This window comes from Candidatus Symbiopectobacterium sp. NZEC135 (assembly GCF_025962695.1).
Map to the genome: position 1 here is coordinate 1 of NZ_JAGFPF010000878.1, position 870 is coordinate 870.

An 870-nucleotide genomic window follows, 5' to 3' on the forward strand; every position below is an offset into this window, starting at 1 on the left:
GATGCCATGGCGGCATTGCTCTCTGCGGGTCATCCAACCAATGAAATTGATAAAATTCAAAAGGGGAGTTGCACCGGCGCCAGCCAGATATTCATGGTGTTTGATCCCGCCCAACTCGGTGGCAGCGAATTCAGCGACCGTTTGGCTGATAGCATTGCTGACTACGTGAAGACATCCCAACCCGCGGAAGGTAAAAGTGCTGTCTATTTCCCTGGTGAAATGGAAGTAAAAATGCGCGAGCAGCAACGCGACCAAGGGATTGTTGTTGATGACGGTGTCTGGGCTGAGATTGTCGCGTTAGCGAAATAGAGGGGGAATCGATGATAGTTGGCAATATTGCTCAATTAGCGGCGTCTCGCTTGGAGTTACCGGCAGCGATCTATCAGGTGTTAGAGACGCTGAAGGGGATTGATTTTGCTCAACACCCTGACGGTGAAATGCATCAGCAAGACGTGGTGTACAAAACGTTTCAGGCAACGACGGCACCCAGTCAGGCACGTATTGCAGAAACGCATTGTGACAACATTGACGTGCAATTCGTTATTTCTGGACAAGAGCGGTTGGAATACCGACCTGTACTTCAGTCGCTACCCGACGATCCGCATCCTGAACAAGACAATTACTTCTATCGCAGTAAAGCGGGGACAGAAAAGGATATCGTGTTAACGCCGGGTGATTTTGTCATTTTATTCCCGTGGGATATTCATGCTCCACTTTGCCATGTAGAACATGAAGCCCCGGTGCGTAAAGTGGTGGCTAAGGTTCCTGTGCGTCTGTTGCACCCAGGTTCATGATCCCGGATTAAATCCTCTTCGAACCCTCATACGGCGGCCTACATTGCTCTGTTTTTCAGAGTGGTATGCCGCCGTT

At 50.0% G+C, this 870-nt stretch carries 2 protein-coding genes; both read left to right on the forward strand.

Features of this window, described 5'->3' with window-relative positions:
• Positions 1–309: Ldh family oxidoreductase (locus J5224_RS31135; RefSeq protein WP_264628870.1), on the forward strand; the 309-nt coding region annotated here is incomplete at its 5' end.
• Between the two features lie 11 nt (positions 310–320).
• Positions 321–794: a YhcH/YjgK/YiaL family protein gene (locus tag J5224_RS31140; protein WP_264628871.1), complete on the forward strand. Its 474-nt coding sequence runs from the start codon at positions 321–323 to the stop codon at positions 792–794.
• Positions 795–870: the final 76 nt, after the last annotated feature.

Bases quoted from the DNA above. Each gene is read 5' to 3' on its own strand.
- J5224_RS31140 (WP_264628871.1), top strand. From the start codon at position 321: ATGATAGTTGGCAATATTGCTCAATTAGCGGCGTCTCGCTTGGAGTTA.